At 70.8% G+C, this 15,951-nt stretch carries 15 protein-coding genes and 1 tRNA gene; 5 read left to right on the top strand and 11 right to left on the bottom strand.

Features of this window, described 5'->3' with window-relative positions:
• Nucleotides 1–29 precede the first annotated feature (29 nt).
• Nucleotides 30–470, bottom strand: coding sequence for a hypothetical protein (locus tag ACFWPA_RS01920; protein ID WP_378569564.1), 441 nt, complete (start codon nucleotides 468–470; stop codon nucleotides 30–32).
• A 16-nt stretch (nucleotides 471–486) separates the two neighbouring features.
• On the opposite strand from ACFWPA_RS01920, the gene ACFWPA_RS01925 reads away from it, so the two are divergent.
• Together ACFWPA_RS01925 and ACFWPA_RS01930 are read left to right on the top strand one after the other, a co-directional pair.
• On the top strand, nucleotides 487–1,047 hold the full coding sequence (locus ACFWPA_RS01925; RefSeq protein WP_378508701.1) for a peptidylprolyl isomerase: 561 nt from the start codon (nucleotides 487–489) through the stop codon (nucleotides 1,045–1,047).
• A gap of 16 nt (nucleotides 1,048–1,063) precedes the next feature.
• A complete protein-coding gene (locus tag ACFWPA_RS01930) occupies nucleotides 1,064–2,020 on the top strand; it encodes a rhomboid family intramembrane serine protease (protein WP_378508702.1) in 957 nt (318 codons plus the stop codon).
• Between the two features lie 7 nt (nucleotides 2,021–2,027).
• Here the strand turns inward: ACFWPA_RS01930 and ACFWPA_RS01935 are convergent, their stop codons facing one another.
• Both ACFWPA_RS01935 and crgA read right to left on the bottom strand, forming a co-directional pair.
• Nucleotides 2,028–2,492, bottom strand: a complete 465-nt coding sequence (locus tag ACFWPA_RS01935; protein WP_378508703.1) for a PH domain-containing protein — start codon at nucleotides 2,490–2,492, stop codon at nucleotides 2,028–2,030.
• Between the two features lie 94 nt (nucleotides 2,493–2,586).
• A complete protein-coding gene (gene crgA / locus ACFWPA_RS01940) occupies nucleotides 2,587–2,850 on the bottom strand; it encodes a cell division protein CrgA (RefSeq protein ID WP_378508704.1) in 264 nt (87 codons plus the stop codon).
• Nucleotides 2,851–2,970: 120 nt separating this feature from the next.
• On the opposite strand from crgA, the gene ACFWPA_RS01945 reads away from it, so the two are divergent.
• Together ACFWPA_RS01945 and ACFWPA_RS01950 are read left to right on the top strand one after the other, a co-directional pair.
• Nucleotides 2,971–3,705, top strand: coding sequence for a DUF881 domain-containing protein (locus ACFWPA_RS01945; protein WP_378508705.1), 735 nt, complete (start codon nucleotides 2,971–2,973; stop codon nucleotides 3,703–3,705).
• Nucleotides 3,706–3,753: 48 nt separating this feature from the next.
• Entirely contained in the window at nucleotides 3,754–4,413 is a 660-nt protein-coding gene (locus ACFWPA_RS01950; RefSeq protein ID WP_378569565.1) for an aminodeoxychorismate/anthranilate synthase component II, read from the top strand.
• 153 nt (nucleotides 4,414–4,566) lie between these two features.
• Here the strand turns inward: ACFWPA_RS01950 and pknB are convergent, their stop codons facing one another.
• The 7 genes from pknB to ACFWPA_RS01985 form a co-directional block, all read right to left on the bottom strand.
• Nucleotides 4,567–6,504 carry a Stk1 family PASTA domain-containing Ser/Thr kinase gene (pknB, locus tag ACFWPA_RS01955; RefSeq protein WP_378508707.1) on the bottom strand — a complete coding sequence of 646 codons (1,938 nt, stop codon included), beginning with the start codon at nucleotides 6,502–6,504 and terminating at the stop codon, nucleotides 4,567–4,569.
• Nucleotides 6,501–7,856 carry a serine/threonine-protein kinase gene (locus tag ACFWPA_RS01960; RefSeq protein ID WP_378508708.1) on the bottom strand — a complete coding sequence of 452 codons (1,356 nt, stop codon included), beginning with the start codon at nucleotides 7,854–7,856 and terminating at the stop codon, nucleotides 6,501–6,503. Before ACFWPA_RS01960 ends, pknB begins: the two co-directional genes overlap by 4 nt.
• The gene (locus tag ACFWPA_RS01965; protein ID WP_378508709.1) at nucleotides 7,853–9,349 is read right to left on the bottom strand and encodes a peptidoglycan D,D-transpeptidase FtsI family protein; all 1,497 of its coding nucleotides are present in this window, start codon (nucleotides 9,347–9,349) and stop codon (nucleotides 7,853–7,855) included. The genes ACFWPA_RS01960 and ACFWPA_RS01965 overlap by 4 nt, the downstream gene beginning before the upstream one ends.
• On the bottom strand, nucleotides 9,346–10,800 hold the full coding sequence (locus ACFWPA_RS01970; protein ID WP_378508710.1) for an FtsW/RodA/SpoVE family cell cycle protein: 1,455 nt from the start codon (nucleotides 10,798–10,800) through the stop codon (nucleotides 9,346–9,348). Before ACFWPA_RS01970 ends, ACFWPA_RS01965 begins: the two co-directional genes overlap by 4 nt.
• On the bottom strand, nucleotides 10,800–12,260 hold the full coding sequence (locus ACFWPA_RS01975) for a PP2C family protein-serine/threonine phosphatase (RefSeq protein ID WP_378569566.1): 1,461 nt from the start codon (nucleotides 12,258–12,260) through the stop codon (nucleotides 10,800–10,802). Before ACFWPA_RS01975 ends, ACFWPA_RS01970 begins: the two co-directional genes overlap by 1 nt.
• A complete protein-coding gene (locus ACFWPA_RS01980) occupies nucleotides 12,257–12,721 on the bottom strand; it encodes an FHA domain-containing protein (protein WP_378508712.1) in 465 nt (154 codons plus the stop codon). Before ACFWPA_RS01980 ends, ACFWPA_RS01975 begins: the two co-directional genes overlap by 4 nt.
• Nucleotides 12,722–12,885: 164 nt before the next feature.
• On the bottom strand, nucleotides 12,886–14,241 hold the full coding sequence (locus ACFWPA_RS01985; RefSeq protein WP_378569567.1) for an FhaA domain-containing protein: 1,356 nt from the start codon (nucleotides 14,239–14,241) through the stop codon (nucleotides 12,886–12,888).
• Between the two features lie 161 nt (nucleotides 14,242–14,402).
• Between ACFWPA_RS01985 and ACFWPA_RS01990 the strand changes: the two genes are divergently transcribed.
• Nucleotides 14,403–14,488, top strand: a tRNA-Leu gene (locus ACFWPA_RS01990).
• A gap of 81 nt (nucleotides 14,489–14,569) precedes the next feature.
• Here ACFWPA_RS01990 and ACFWPA_RS01995 read toward each other — a convergent pair.
• Entirely contained in the window at nucleotides 14,570–15,934 is a 1,365-nt protein-coding gene (locus ACFWPA_RS01995; RefSeq protein WP_378569621.1) for an MFS transporter, read from the bottom strand.
• Nucleotides 15,935–15,951 lie beyond the last annotated feature (17 nt).

Here is a 15,951-nt window from a genome sequence, read left to right on the forward strand (position 1 = left end):
GGGGTGCCGGGCCGTTCCACGTGAAACCGCTACTCGACGACCTCGACGTCGCGCAGGCTCGGCGGCTGGTCCGCGACCGGCGCCGGCTCGGGGCGTCGCAGGCGCCACGCCGCCACCGCGGCGGCGGCCGCGGCGCCGACCGCGCTGAACACCAGCACCCGCCGCAGCAGGCGGCCCCGGTGCTTGTCGGTCGCGGCGACGACGACGAGGTCCTCGGTGTGCGGCGCGGCGGCCCGCCGCTTCGCGCGGGACGCCGCGGTCTTCGCGAGCGTGTAGCCGTTGCCGAACAGGTAGGTGCCGACGGAGGCGCCGCCCTTGGCCAGTCCGCTCGCGCCCCGCAACACGCCGAGCGCGGAGGATTTCGCGAGCCGGAGGGCGGTGTCCGATGCGCTCGGGGCGGTCGCATCCGGTGAGGTGGCGTCGGTTTCGGCGTCATGGGGGGCGGCGGTGTGGGCGGTCGCGCGGGTCATTGGTCCACTGTCGCATATGTTCCGGTCGAGTGAATGGCACCATGGAGGGGTGACTTCACCGAATCAGACCGCAACCGCAACGCTGCACACCAACCGTGGCGACATCAAGATCGCCCTGTTCGGCAACCACGCGCCGAAGACGGTCGCCAACTTCGTCGGCCTCGCCGACGGCTCCGCCGACTACACCACCCAGAATGCGAAGGGCGAGAAGTCCGGCCCCTTCTACGACGGCGCCGTCTTCCACCGCGTCATCGACGGCTTCATGATCCAGGGCGGCGACCCGACCGGCACCGGGCGCGGCGGCCCGGGCTACCAGTTCGCGGACGAGTTCCACCCGGAACTGCAGTTCGACCGCGCCTACCTGCTCGCGATGGCGAACGCGGGTCCGGGCACCAACGGATCCCAGTTCTTCATCACCACCGGGAAGACCCCGCACCTCAACCGTCGCCACACCATCTTCGGTGAGGTCGTCGACGCGGAGTCGCAGAAGGTCGTCGACGCCATCTCGGCCACCCCGGTCGACCGTTCGGACCGCCCGGTCGAGCCGGTCGTGATCAACGGCATCACCATCTCCTGATTCCCCGAGGACACCGATGACCAACCCCGGTTGGGGCGGCGGGCCCGGCGAGGGTCTCCCGCCCCAGCCGCGGTGCGTGCGGCATCCGGATCGACCGACCGGACTGTCCTGCACCCGCTGCGGCCGCCCCGCCTGCCCCGACTGCCTGCGCTCGGCCCCGGTCGGCCAACACTGCGTCGACTGCGTCGCCGCGGCGAACCGACAGACGGCGACCGTGCGGACCGTCGCGGGCGCGCCGGTGCGGTCCGGGACGCCGACGCCGATCGTCACCTACGTGTTGATGGGGATCAACATCCTCGTGTTCCTGGTGACGGCGCTGCAGGCGAAGTCGCTGATGGACAACGGCCGCGGTTTCATCAACCCGTTCACCGGGACGGCCGTCTTCGACTCGTCCCTGTTCGGTTGGTGGGTGCTGTCCCCGGTCGACGTGGCATCCGGCGACTGGATCCGGCTGGTGGGCAGCGGGTTCCTGCACTTTGGGCTCGTGCATCTCGCGGTCAACATGTTCGCGCTGTACGTCCTCGGGCGGGACACCGAACTCGTGCTCGGGCGGGCCCGGTACGGCGCGGTGTACCTGATCTCCCTGCTCGGTGGGTCCGCCTCGGTGATGGCGTTCGAGGGCAGCGGCTTCACCGCCGGGGCGTCCGGCGCGATCTTCGGCATCATGGGCGCGCAGGCCGTGCTCCTCCTGCGGATGCGGCGCAGTCCGGGACCGGTGCTCGCGGTCATCGCGATCAACGTCGTGATCAGCGTGACGCTGCCGGGCATCTCGTTCTGGGGACACTTCGGTGGTCTCGCCGCCGGCGCGGCGGCGACCGCCGCGCTGCTCTACGCGCCGCAGTGGTTCGGCGCCGGGCAGGACCGGGACAAGATTGTCCGGATCGGCTGGATCGGGCTGGGGGTGGTCGCCGTCGTTACCCTCGGCGTCATCGGCATGCGCGTGGCGCAGCTGCGCAGCGAGTACGGGCTGTAGCCCCGGGTCACGGGGTGGCGGAGCGGCGGTCCGGGGGGACCAGGCCGCGGGCGTCGAGCTCCTCGAAAACCGTGGCCGGGTCGGTGCCGAGGTCCCAGCGGCCGAAGATCAGCAGCCGGTCGTCGTCGACGCCGGGTGGCCGGATGTCGATCTCCAGCATCGGCACCCGGCGGCCGAGCCGCGGATAGCGGACGACCCGGATCCGGCTCACCTCGGTGCGGTCGACGTCGAGGCGGCCGAGGAGCCGCTGCATTGTCAGTCCCCGGTCCCCGTCCTGGATCGCGAGCCGCGGACGCTGCCGCGCGCCGAGCGCGGTGATGGTGAGCAGACCGAGCGCGGCCAACCCGATCAGGACCCGGCCCGCGGGATCCGCGGGGACGGCGAGCGCGGCGATCGCCATCGCCACCCCGCCGACCCCGGTCGCGGCGAGCGCCGCGGCGGGGGTCGACCACCCGGTTGCCGGACCGTTCAACGCACCCTCCCCAGAGTTATCCACAGGCGCTATCCACAGTGGGGATGAATGACATGGGTGTAATCGCGTCCGGGGATTTGAGCAAAACCGCAGGTCATCGCCAGCGCATCGTCATGATCAACCCGGCAACCATGAAACCGAACCCGATCAGGAAGTTGTACGCGCCCAGGTTGTTGATGAAATCGATCTGCTCGCCGGCGAGGTAGTACACGATCAGCCAGGCCAGGCCGATCACCATCAGGCCGAGCATCACCGTCACGTAGATCGGGCTCGACGGCCCGGCCTTGACCTTCACGGGAGTGCGGTTCGCGGGGTTGACGGTGTAGTCCGTCTTCTTACGGACCTTCGACTTCGGCATGACGTCCTCGGGTGATGTGTGCAGGGCAGGTAGATTCGAGCCTACGGTAGCGGCATTCGCACCGGTCCGGCACCGATCCGTCGGGCGCGGATCACGACGACTTCGCCGGGAGGCACCGCGATGACCGAACGCCCCCGCCGGTCCGGGCTCTGGCTGGTGTGCGTGCCGATCGTGTGCCTGGTTGCCGGGCTGCTGTTCGCGACCGCGCGCGAGGCGTCCTCCGGAGACGAGCTGCGCCGCGGCGACACCACCAGGCTGTCGGATCTGGTGCGGGCCGCCCAGTCCGACCTCGACCACATCACCGCCGACCGCGACGTGCTCGCCGCGCAGGTCGACGCGCTGCAGGCGGGTGCCGCCGATTCCGATGCTGGCGTTGCGCAGGTCCTCGACCGGGTTCGTGGCCTGGAGGGTCCCGCCGGGCTGGCCGCGGCGAGCGGACCGGGGGTGACCGTCACCCTCACCGACGCGCCCCGCGACTCCGACGGCAACTATCCGGCGGGCGTGCGCCCCGACGACCTGGTGGTGCACCAACAGGATGTCCAGTCCGTCCTCAACGCGCTGTGGGCGGGCGGCGCGACGGCGGTCGGGTTGCAGGATCAGCGGGTCGTCGCGACCACCGCGCCCCGCTGCATCGGCAACACGCTGCTGCTGCACGGACGCACCTATAGCCCGCCCTACGTGATGACCGCGCTCGGCGACCCCGCCCGGCTGACCGCCGCGTTGGACGGGGAACCTGGGGTGCGGCTGTTCAAGCAGTACGCGGTCCGCTACGGGCTTGGCTTCGTCCAGGAACCGTCGGACGACCTGTCCGTCCCGGCCTACGACGGGCAGATGCGGACCAGGTTCGCGCGCTGAACCGACGCCCGTACCCGCCGTGCGGGCCGGTGCGCCTATCCTGACGCCATGCGCATCCTCGTCGTCGACAACTACGACAGCTTCGTGTTCAACCTGGTCCAGTACCTGGGCCAGCTCGGCACCACGGCGACGGTGTGGCGCAACGACGACCCGCGGCTCGACGATCGGGCCGCGGTCGCATCCGACTTCGACGGGATCCTGCTCAGCCCCGGACCGGGCACCCCGCAACGGGCAGGGGCCAGCATGGACCTGGTCGCGGCGTGTGCGGCGGCGTCGACGCCGCTGCTCGGGGTGTGCCTGGGGCATCAGTCGATCGGTGCCGCGTTCGGCGCGACCGTCGACCGGGCACCGGAGCTGCTGCACGGCAAGACCAGTCAGGTCACCCACGACGGCACCGGGGTGCTCGCCGGGCTTCCCAGCCCGTTCACCGCGACCCGCTACCACTCGCTGACGGTGCTGCCGGAGACGCTGCCCGACGTGCTGATCCCGACCGCGCACACCGACTCCGGCATCGTGATGGCGCTGCGGCACCGGGATCTGCCGATCCACGGCGTCCAATTCCACCCGGAGTCGGTGTTGACCCAGGGCGGGCACCGGATGCTCGCGAACTGGCTCGAGGTGTGCGGCGAGCGGCCCGCGGAGGGCCTGATCGAGACCCTTGAGGCGGAGATGGCCCGCGCTCTCGGCGACGCGCTCACCCACCCCTGACCGACCGCCCCGCCCCCTGACCGAATGTGGGATTCGATCAGTTCAACTGACCGAATCCCACATTCGGTCAGGCGGGGCGGGGTTGGCCGGGCGGGCGGGTCAGGCCGGGCGGGGCGGGGTTGCTCAGGCCGGGCGGGCGAGGGCGGGGTTGGGCTAGCGGTTGCCGCTCGGGATGCCGAGCTGGCCGATGCCGACCGTGATGGACGCGGTCTTCGACACCTCGGACCCCGGCGGCTGCGTCTGCGTGACCACCTTCCCGACCTGATCGGTTTCGAGGGTCGCCTCCGGATGTTGCACCAGCTGGCTGGTCGAGCCGGTCCACCCTGCTCGGCGCAGCGAGTCGAGCGCCTTCGACACGGTCTGGTTCGACAGGTCCGGCATCTGGATCATGTTGCCGTTGGACACCTTCAGCTTGACGGTGCTGCCGCGGGCCGCGGTCCCGCCGCCGGTCGGGTCGGTGGACACCACCTGCCCCTTCGGCCTGCCGGAGTCGACGTTCTCCACCTCGACCTTGAACCCGGCGCCCTCGACGTTGGGCTGCGCGACCTCGAGGGTCTGCCCGACGACGTTCGGGACGCGGACCTGTTCGGGGCCACTGCCGAGGGTCACCTGCACGGTGCCGTTGAGGTCGACGGTGGCACCCGACGCGGGCTGCTGGGCGGTGACCTTGTCGAGTTCGTCGGCGGACGATGGCGCCCGCTCCACGCTCGGGTCGAGCGCCAACCCGGCCGCGTTCAGCGCCTGCGCGGCCTGCGACTGGGTCATCCCGGTCAGCTTCGGCACCTCCACCTGCTGCGGTCCCGACGACACGTCGAGGGTGACGACCGTGCCCTCGTCGGCGCGGGAGCCTGCGACCGGGATGGTGGCGACGACGTTGCCGGTCGCGACGACATCACTGGGCTTCTGCTGCGTCTGCACCCGGAAGCCGAGGTTCTGCAGTTCGGTCTGCGCGGCCTGCGACGCCTGGTTGGTGACGTCGGGGATGGTGACCTGCGCGGCCTTCGACCCGGGGCCGAGCGACCACAGGAATGCACCGACGATGCCGATCACCGCGAGCGCGGCGACCGCGAGCAGCGTCATCTTCAGCGCCTTGCGGGAGCCGTCCTGCTGCTGCGGCGGCACCGCGGCAGCAGCGGCGGTGGGGGTCGCTGCGGCAGGCGGGGTCGCCGCGTACCGGCCGGAGTTGGTGTCGACGGCACCGAGGATGGTGGTGCGGTCCTCGTCGTTCATCACCATCGGCGCGGAGGGGCGCTGCCCGCCGAGCACCCGCACCAGGTCGCTGCGCATCTCGGCGGCGCTCTGGTACCGGTTGGCGGGGTTCTTGCTCATCGCCTTGAGGATCACCGAGTCCAGCTCGCGCGGAATGTCGGGGTTCACCGACGACGGCAGCGCCGGATCCTCCTTGACGTGCTGGTAGGCGACCGCGACCGGGGAGTCGCCCTTGAACGGCGGTTCCCCGGTGAGGACCTCGAACAGCACGCAGCCGAGCGAGTACACGTCGGAGCGGGCGTCGACCTGCTCGCCGCGGGCCTGCTCGGGCGAGAGGTACTGCGCGGTGCCGATCACCGCGGCGGTCTGCGTCATCGGGCTGGAGCTGTCCGAGATCGCGCGGGCGATGCCGAAGTCCATCACCTTCACCGCACCGGAACGGTTGATCATGATGTTCGCGGGCTTGATGTCGCGGTGCACGATGCCGTTGCGGTGGCTGAAGTCGAGCGCCGCGCACACGTCGGCGATGACCTCCATCGCGCGGCGCGGCGCCATCGGGCCCTCGCCGCGGACGATGTCGCGCAGGGTGACGCCGTCGACGTACTCCATCACGATGTACGGCAGCGGACCGCCGTCGGTCTCGGCCTCGCCGGTGTCGTAGACGGCGACGATCGCCGGATGGTTCAACGCGGCCGCGTTCTGTGCCTCGCGGCGGAACCGCAGGTAGAACGTGGGGTCGCGGGCCAGGTCGGCGCGCAGCACCTTGATCGCGACGTCGCGGCTGAGCCGCAGGTCGCGGGCCAGGTGCACCTCGGACATGCCACCGAAGCCGAGAATCTCGCCCAGCTCGTAGCGGGAGGAGAGTTTGCGCGGTGTGGTCATGGCTGTCCTTGGGAAGCCGAGGTCGTCGTCTCGGTCGTGGTCTCGGTGGTGGTCTCGGTCGTGGTGGTCGGCGGCTCGGTGGTCGTCGTCGTGGTCCGTTCCAGCGTGGTGGTCGGCGGCTCGGTGGTCGTCGTCGGTTCCGTCGTCCACAGGGTCGTCGGTTCCGTCGTCTGCTCCGTGGTCCACTCCGTTGTTCGTTCGGTGGTCGTCGGCCGGGTGGTCGTCGGTGCGTGGGTGGTGGTCACCGGCGTCCGGGTGGTCGTCGGTGCGCCCGGGCTCGGCGGTTGCCCGTCACCCCCGGTCAGCAGCACCCAGCCGCCGAGCAGCAGTGCCAGCAGCACCAGGGCGCCGCCGCCCCAGGCCAGGGCCCGCTGACCGGGGGTCAGCCCGGATGGTGGCGGGTCCGCCACCGGATCGGGCCCAGCATAGGCATCGGTCGACGAGGTCAGCACCTGGGTGGCCGCGGTGGGTGGTGCGACCGCGACGGTCGGTGCGCCGGAGCCCGGCATCGGCGGCCGGGCACCGGCCCGGACGGCGGCGACGGCGTCCCCGAACTCGCCGCCGCTGTGGTAGCGGGCGGCGGGGTCCTTCGCCATCGTGATCTCGATCAGTTCCCGCACGTTCGGTGGCAGGTCCGCGGGCAGCGGCGCTGGCACCTCCTGCACGTGCTTCATCGCGACGGTCAGCGCGCCGTCCCCGCTGAACGGGCGGTGCCCGGACAGCGCCTCGTAGCCGACGACGCCGAGCGCGTACACGTCGCTGGCCGGGGTGGCGTCCTGCCCGAGGGCCTGCTCCGGGGCGATGTACTGCGCGGTGCCCATCACCATGCCGGTGCGGGTGACCGGGGACGCCTCGACCGCCTTCGCGATCCCGAAGTCGGTGATCTTCACCTGCCCGGTCGGGGTGATCAGGATGTTGCCGGGTTTGACGTCGCGGTGCACGACGCCGCCCGCGTGCGCCGCCTCCAGCGCGCGACCGGTCTGCTCGAGCATGTCCAGCGCGTGCGGCAGCGACAGCCGTCCGACCCGCGCGAGGACCGCGTTGAGCGGCTCCCCGTTGACCAGCTCCATCACCAGGTAGGCGGTGGCGGCGCCCGCCGCGTCGCGGGTCTCGCCGTAGTCGTAGATGCCCGCGATCCCCGGATGGTTCAGCTGGGCGGTGGTGCGGGCCTCGATGCGGAACCGCTCCAGGAACTCGGGGTCGGAGGAGAACTCCGACTTGAGGACCTTGACGGCGACGCGGCGGTGCAGCCGGTTGTCCGTCGCCTCCCACACCTGGCCCATGCCGCCGGTGGCGATCAGGCGGAGCAGCCGGTACCGGTTCGCGATGACCGCGCCGTTCTGCAGACTCATCGTTCCCCCTCCCGCTGCAGGGCAGCGGCGATCACGGCCCGGCCGATCGGTGCGGCCACCGAGCCGCCGGTGGCCGCGGCGCCGCGGTCGCCGCCGTCCTCGACGATGACCGCGATCGCGACCGTCGGGTTCGCGGCGGGCGCGAACCCGATGTACCAGGCGTGCGGCGGCGTGTTCCGCGGGTCGTTGCCGTGCTCGGCGGTGCCGGTCTTGGACGCGATCTGCACGCCCGGGATCTTGTTCCCGCCGCCGGTGTTGTTCTCCGACCCGATCATCAGGTCGGTCAGGGTGGCCGCGACCTGCGGGGACACCGCCTGTCCCTTCGATTCGGGCGCGGTGGTGGCCAGGTCGGACAGGTCCGGGCTCTGCAGCTGCGCGACGAGGTGCGGCTGCATCCGGACGCCGCCGTTGGCGACGGTCGCCGCGATCACCGCGTTCTCGAGCGGGGTGAGCGCCACGTCCCGCTGCCCGATGCTGGACTGGCCGAGCGCGGCGTCGTCGGGGATCGATCCGACGGTGCCGTCCGCGACCGGGATCGGGATGCCCGGCGAGTCCGCGGTGATCCCGAACGCCGACGCCTGATCCTTCAACGCGTCGGCGCCGGTGCGGATGCCGAGCTCGACGAACGCGGTGTTGCAGGACCGCGCGAACGCCTCCCGCAGCGACGCGGTTGGGCCGCCGCCGCAGGTGGTGCCGTCGTAGTTCTCCAGGGTGGTCGTGGTGCCGGGCAGGGTGATGTTCGGCGCCGCGGTCAGCTGCTCGTCGGGGGTCGTTCCGTTCGCCAGCGCGGCGGCGGTGACGACCACCTTGAACGTCGACCCCGGCGGGTAGGTCTGCGACACGGCCCGGTTGAGCAGCGGCTTGTCCGGGTCGGCGTTGAGGTCCTCCCACGCCTGCGTGCTGACCTTGCCGTCGTGGCTGGCGAGCAGGTTCGGGTCGTAGCTGGGGGTGCTGGCCATCGCGAGGACCTGCCCGGTGCTCGGTTCGATCGCGACGACGGACCCGGTGTAGCCCTTCGCGGTGAGCTGGTCGTAGGCGACCTGCTGGACCACCGGGTCGATGGTGGTGACGACGTTGCCGCCGCGCGGGTCGCGGCCGGAGACCAGGTCGAAGAAGCGGCGCCCGAACAGCCGGTTGTCGGAGCCGTTGAGGATCGCGTCCTCGGCGCGTTCGAGGCCGGTGTTGCCGTAGAGCATCGAGTAGAAGCCGGTGACGGGGGCGTTCGCGAACGGGCTGGACGGCGACGACGGGTTCGGCGGGTAGGTGCGCAGGTACTTGTACCGGTCGTCGGTGGGGACGGACGCGGCCAGCACCTGCCCGCCCGCCGAGATCTGCCCGCGCTGGCGGGAGTACTCGTCGAGCAGCACCCGCGAGTTCCGCGGGTCGGTGCGCAGGTCGTCGGCCTTGATGACCTGCACGTAGGTGGCGTTGGCGAGGAGCGCGACGACCATCACCATCACGGCCATCGCGACCCGGCGCAGCGGGGTGTTCATGTGCGCCTCAGCATTTCCGTCGGTGCGTCCGCGATCGGTGCGGGTCCCTTCTGCTTCGGTTCCGGTGGGGTGCGGGCGGCGTCGGAGATCTTCATCAGCAGCGCCAGCAGCAGGTAGTTCGCCAGCAGCGACGAGCCGCCGTACGACATGAACGGGGTGGTCAGACCGGTCAGCGGGATCAGCTTGGTGACGCCGCCGACGACGACGAACAGCTGGATCGCGATCGTGAACGACAGGCCAGCGGCGAGCAGCTTGCCGAAGCTGTCCCGGACCGCGAGCGCGGTGCGCAGGCCGCGGATGACGAAGATCAGGAACAGCATCAGCACCGCGGCGAGCCCGATCAGGCCGAGTTCCTCACCGATCGTGGCGACGATGAAGTCGGTCTTCGCGAACGGGACCTGCGACGGCCTGCCGCTGCCCAGCCCGGTGCCGGCGACGCCGCCGGTGGCGAGCCCGAACAGCGACTGGGAAATCTGGTAGCCGGTGTTGTTGTAGTCGGCGAGCGGGTCGAGCCAGGTGTGCACGCGGACCCGGACGTGCCCGAACATCTGGTAGGCGAGGACGAAGCCGAGCGCGAGCAGGCCGCCGCCGATCACCAGCCAGCCGGCCCGTTCCGTCGCGACGTACAGCATCACCAGCACGGTGCCGAACAGCAGCAGCGAGGTGCCGAGGTCCTTCTCGAGCACCAGCACGCCGATCGACACCACCCAGGCGACGAGGATCGGGCCGAGGTCGCGGGCGCGCGGCAGGTCGAGGCCGAAGACGTGCTTGCCCGCGGTGGTGAACAGTTCGCGTTTCGACACCAGGACCGACGCGAAGAAAATGATCAGCAGGATCTTCGCGAACTCGCCCGGCTGAATGCTGAAGAACGGCAGCTTGATCCAGATCTTGGCGCCGTTCACCTCGGACATCGACGACGGCAGGATCGCGGGGATCGCGAGCAGCACCAGCCCGGCGAGGCCGAGGGTATAGCTGTACCGCGCGAGCAGCCGGTAATCGCGCAGCAGCACCAGCACCGCGATGAACCCGGCGATCGCGAGCGCCGTCCACAGCACCTGCTGGGTGGCGTCCGGGGACGGCGCCTCCCTACCGAAGTAGGCGGCGCTGGACGCGTCCGCGAGGTCGAGCCGGTGGATCAGGACCAGGCCGAGGCCGTTGAGCAGCGCGACGATCGGCAGCAGCAGCGGGTCGGCGTGCGGCGCGAACCGGCGGACCGCGGCGTGCGCGACGAGGAACAGGACCGCGTACGCGATCGCATACTTGGCGAGGTCCCAGGTGAGGGCCTGTTCCTGGCTGATCTCGACGAGCACCAACGACAGGGTGGTGATCGCGATGGCGGCGCCGATCAGCAGCAGTTCCACACCGCGGCGGTTCGACGGAGGGGGTGCGGGGGCGAAACCGCCGGGTGGGCTCGGGAAGGAGGCACCCGAGGGTGCCGAGGACACGGACATCAGCTACCGGTCCTGCAATTCTGTCCCGGGACCTGAGGCAGCGTCGTCTCCGTCGGCGGGGCCGCTTCCGTGGTCGGTACGGGTGCCGGGGCGGGCGGCGCCGGGGGCGCGGGGGGTGCTCCCGGCGCGGGGACCGGGGTGGGGGCCGGGGCGGGCGCGGGGGCCGGGGTCGGGGTCGGGGTGGGTTGCGTGCTGGTGGTCAGCGGCGTGCACACCGGGAGGAGGTCCCCGTCGGTGAGCCGGTGCATCTGGTCCTTCGCATCGGCGAGCGACCCGGACGGCAACCCGGCCCGGACCTGTTCCCGCGCGGACGGCTGCAGGTCGTCGACCATCAGCGCCGTGCAGGATGTGGGGGTGATGTCGGTGGCGACCAGCGTCAGGTCGCCGTCCTCGGTGACGCAGCCGACGAGGTCGACCTCCTGTAGCGAGTACCCGAGGACGGAGCCGGGCACCCCGCGCAGCACGGCGACGCGACCGTCGTCGGCGCCGACGTAGTAGTTGTTGCGGATCAGGGCCCGCCCGATGAGCAGCCCGACCGCGAGCGCGACGACCAGGCCGAGCGAGATCAGGGTCCACCGCATCCGGTGACTCTTCTTCGGTTCCGGTTCGGTGACGGTCACCCGGCGCGGGGTGGCCCGCGGCGGACGCATCGCGGCGGCGCGGCCCGCTGCGGTGTCCGGCGGCGGGGTGTCCTCCTCCTCGTCGGAGGCGGCGCCCCCGACGATCGGGCGGCTCGGACCGTAGTCCAGGTCGATGACGTCGGCGACGACGACGGTGACGTTGTCGGGTCCGCCGCTGCGCAACGCCAACTCGATCAGCCGGTCCGCCGAGTCGGCGGGGGTGCCGCCGCGCAGGACGTCGGCGATGGTCTCGTCGCTGACGACGTCGGACAGTCCGTCGGAGCACAGCAGGTACCGGTCGCCGGCGCGGGCCTCGCGGACGGTCAGCGTCGGCTCGATCTCGTTGCCGGTCAACGCCCGCATGATCAGCGACCGCTGCGGGTGGGTGTGTGCCTGTTCGGCGGTGATGCGGCCCTCGTCGACGAGGGACTGCACGAAGGTGTCGTCGCGGGTGATCTGGGTGAGCGCGTCGTCGCGGAGCAGGTAGGCGCGGGAATCGCCGATGTGCACGAGGCCGAGCTTGCTGCCCGCGAACAGGATCGCGGTCAGGGTGGTGCCCATGCCGTCGAGTTCGGGTTCCTCCTCGACCTGTTCGGCGATGGCGGCGTTACCGTGCCGGGTGGCGGCCTCCAGCTTGCCGAGCAGGTCGTCGCCGGGTTCGTCGTCGTCGAGGTGCGCCAGCGCGGCGATCATCAGCTGCGAGGCGACCTCGCCCGCGGCGTGCCCGCCCATGCCGTCGGCGAGGGCCAGCAGGCGGGCGCCGGCGTAGACGGAGTCCTCGTTGTTGGACCGCACGAGGCCGCGGTCGCTGCGCGCTGCGTAGCGCAGGACGAGGGTCACGGGCGGAGCTCGATCACGGTCTTGCCGACCCGAACCGGGGTGCCGAGCGGCACCCGGACCGCGGTGGTGACGCGGGCCCGGTCCAGGTAGGTGCCGTTGGTGGAGCCGAGATCCTCCACGTACCAGTCGGTTCCGCGGGGGGAGATGCGGGCGTGCCGGGTGGAGGCGTAGTCGTCGGTGAGCACCAGCGTCGAGTCGTCGGCGCGGCCGATGAGCACCGGCTGGGTGCCGAGCGTGATCCGGGTGCCCGCGAGGGAGCCCTGCGTCACGACGAGGTTCTTCGCGACCTTCGGCTTCCCGAACGTCGGCAGCACGGACGACGCGCTGCGGCCGCGGGGCGGGATCCGAACGCCCGCCGCGGCGTAGACGTCGTTGCGCAGGGTGCGCAGGACCGCCCACACGAACAACCACAGGAGCAGCAGGAAGCCGGCCCTGGTCAACTGCAGGATGAGTCCCTGCACAGCGGTCCACCTCCTCCTCGTGCGTGCGGCGTCGTGCCGACAGCGTCGTATGGCGATGCGGCGGTTGTCGATCGCATCAGGGACGCCCGAACCACAATACGGAATTCCTGCGGAGTTCCGCTGCTGTCGGGTTGGCCACGTCGGACTGGGTAACTGTCCGGTAACTAGACGATACGCACCAGGATCTCGGAGTGCCCGGCCCGGATCACGTCGCCGTCGGCCAGCTGCCAGTCCTGCACGGGAGCGCCGTTGACGGTGGTGCCGTTGGTGGAACCGAGGTCCGACAGCATCGCGACCTGGCCGTCCCAGCGGACCTCGATGTGGCGGCGGGAGACACCGGTGTCGGGGAGCCGGAACTGGGCCTCCTGGCCGCGGCCGATCACGTTGCGGCCCTCCCGCAGCTGGAAGTTGCGGCCGCTGCCGTCCTCGAGCTGCAGGGTCGCGGTGAGGGCGCGGTTCTGCTCGAAGCCGCCCTGGAAGTCGCCGCCGTACGGCTGCCCGTACTGCTGCTGCTGCGGCTGCTGGCCGTAGCCCTGCTGCTGGCCGTAGGCCGGGTAGTCGGCGCTCGGCGGGTACGGGTTCGCGTAGTCCTGCTGCCCGTAGTCGGCCTGCTGCGCGTAGTCGGGCTGCTGCTGGCCGTAGGCGGGGTAGTCCGGGTTCGGCGGGTACGGGTTCGCGTAGTCCTGCTGCGCGTAGTCGGGCTGCTGCTGGCCGTAGGCCGGGTAGTCCGGGTTCGGCGGGTACGGGTTCGCGTAGTCCTGCTGCGCGTAGTCGGCCGAGGCGTAGTCGCTGCCGCCCTGCGCGTAGTCGGGGTTCGGCGGGTACGGGTTCGCGTAGTCCGTCTGCGGGTACGGGTTCGCCGGGTACTCGGCACCGTTGCGCTGCTGCGCGCCGCCCTGCGCGTAGCCGTTGCGGGGCTGGTCGTAGCCGCCGCCCGCCGCGGAGTAGCTCGGGTAGGCGTTGCCATTCTGGGCGCTGACCTGCCGGTCCTGCGGGTAGCGACCCTCGTCGGCGGGCTCACGCGAGGGGTCGAAACCTGGGTTCTGGGTCATCTGGCCAGCTCCTGAATTCTTCGGTGCGGAGGGTCGTGCGTTCGCGGGCGGTAAGGCTACTTGCCGATTCGGTCGAGGGGGAGGGGTTGTCCCCACATCCGGATCCACCGCACCACTGGTCCGGAACTGCCCCGTGTGCAGTGTGGGTGATGCCTCGAACCGTACGGAAACCGGCCCATAGGTCTGCCACCCCTGGTCACGGATGAAGTCCTCAAGGTGGCGGGAGAACGCCCGCACCGTCAATTCCCGATCCGAGGACAGTTCCTCGTGATCGGACTCGTTGATCGTGATCACGTAGGAGTTCGGGGCGAGCGTGTGCCCGCCGTCGAGCCGCTGCAACCCGTCGACCGCCTCGCGCTGCAGCGCGGACTCGACCTCCTGGGGAACGACTCCTCCGCCGAAGACCCGGGCCAGACCGTCGCCGACGGCGCCCTGAAGCTTCCGTTCGAAGCGCTGGACGATACCCACGTCGCCTCCTCTCGACCTCGCCGCGTGTCGCGGTCAACCGCGACCGCTTCTGCATGGTATCCGTGACGCGCGACAACGTCATCGGCGGCGCGCATCGCCGCAGGTCAGACGGGCGAATCGTGATTTCGGCATGGTGCGTGCTAGTGTTTCCAGCGTCGCTCGGGCGAGTGGCGGAATGGCAGACGCGCTGGCTTCAGGTGCCAGTGTCCTTCGGGACGTGGGGGTTCAAGTCCCCCTTCGCCCACCAGGAGCAGTTCCACGAACTGCGACGAACGAGGTCACGAACTCGAAAGAGGTCGTGACCTCGTTCTTTTTTTGCTGTCGTCGTTCAGGTTTGCGCGGCGGACGGCACGCTGCGGTCATCGGCGCCACGCCCGGCAGACGGCCGTGCGCGGTGGTCAGGCCGCGGCAGCGCGATGACGATGAGCACCGCGCCGAGCGCCAGGCAGACCGCGCCCGCGGTGAGTCCACCCGAGTAGCCCAGGATGGCCAGTGCGGCTACGCCGATGGCGCCGCCGATCTGTTGGACGGATGTGAACAGCGCCGAGCCGAGCCCGGCGTCCTTGTCGGTGGTGCCGTCGACCGCGGTCACGGCCAGGACCGGCAGGCTCAGCCCGTTGCCCACGCTCAGCACCAGCATTCCGGGCAGCACATGGGTGACGTAGGAATCGCCAGCGGCAAGACCGGACAGCAGCAGCAGTCCGACGATGTTGATCAGGAAGGCCAGGAGCAGAGCCCAGCGGGTGCCGATCCTGACGGAGACGCGGGAGGACAGCCACATCCCCGCCAGAATGCCCGCGCCGTAGGGCAGGTAGGCGATGCCGGCCAGCAGCGGGCTGTACGTCAGCACGGTCTGGATCTGGATCATCAACAGGAACGCCATCGCATACATCGCCATCGAGAACAGCAGGGTCGCAACGTTGGCGATGGCGCGCGTGCGCGAGGCGAGGAACGACATCGGCACCAGCGGCGCCGTCGATCGCCACTCCGCCGTCAGGAACGCCCCGGCCAGGGCGGCGGACAGCCCGACGGCACCGACGACGATCAGATCGCTCCAGCCAGTCTCGCTGGCCCGCAGCAGTCCGTACACCAGCGACACGGCGGCACCGGTCACCAGCACCGCGCCGGGAACGTCGAGGTGGCGCTGGCCCGGGGCGCGGGACTCGGGGAGCAGCCGCGGGAGCAGCGCAAGGGCAAGCGCGACGATCGGCAGGTTGATCAGGAAGATGCCACGCCAGGAGACCAGCTCCGTCAGCGCCCCGGACAGCACCAGCCCCGAGGTGCCGCCCAGTGCCGCGATGCCACCCCAGATGCCGAGCGCTCTGGCGCGCTCCTCCCGCCCCGGATGGAGCAACGTGATCATCGACATCGCCGCCGGGCTGGCCATCGCCGCCCCCGCCCCCTGCACGAATCGCCCGACCACCAGCTGCCACGGCTCCTGCGCGATCGCGCAGGCCAGGCTGGCCACCCCGAACAGCGCAACGCCCATCAGGAAGACGCGCCGGCGGCCCAGCAGATCCGCCATCCGGCCACACAGCAGCAGCAGCCCACCGAACGCGAGGAAGTAGGCGTTGACGACCCAGGGCAAGCCGGATGGGCTGAATCCCAGCTCATCTCGGATGCTGGGCAGGGCCACATTCACGACGGTGTCATCGAGCACGAGCATGAACTGGACGAGACACAGCAGAATCATCGGCACGAGACGACGCT

The sequence above is a fragment of the Rhodococcus sp. NPDC058505 genome, from assembly GCF_042720095.1.
Taxonomy (GTDB): Bacteria; Actinomycetota; Actinomycetes; order Mycobacteriales; family Mycobacteriaceae; genus Rhodococcus_G.